Annotated in this window: 1 pseudogene; it reads right to left on the reverse strand. The window is 37.9% G+C overall.

From position 1 onward, the window contains the following. Positions 1 to 235, reverse strand: a pseudogene (locus tag AAEZ18_RS19700) (aspartate-semialdehyde dehydrogenase); the annotation flags it as partial.

Genomic DNA, 235 nt, shown 5'->3' on the forward strand with positions numbered 1-235 from the left:
GGTCTATTCCGTAAGCATCATAAATTGGTTTAAGTGCTAACATCATCTGAATAGTTGAACAGTTAGGGTTAGCAATAATATTACGATTTCTAAAATCAGCTAGGCTTGAAGCATTAACTTCTGGCACCACGAGAGGTATTTCAAAATCATTTCTAAAGTGCGATGTATTATCGATTACAATACAGCCGGCTTCAGCAGCAATAGGAGCATATTTTTCAGATACACTGCCACCAGC

The sequence above is a fragment of the Pseudoalteromonas sp. 19-MNA-CIBAN-0066 genome (assembly GCF_040308705.1).
GTDB classification, from domain to species: domain Bacteria; phylum Pseudomonadota; class Gammaproteobacteria; order Enterobacterales; family Alteromonadaceae; genus Pseudoalteromonas; species Pseudoalteromonas nigrifaciens.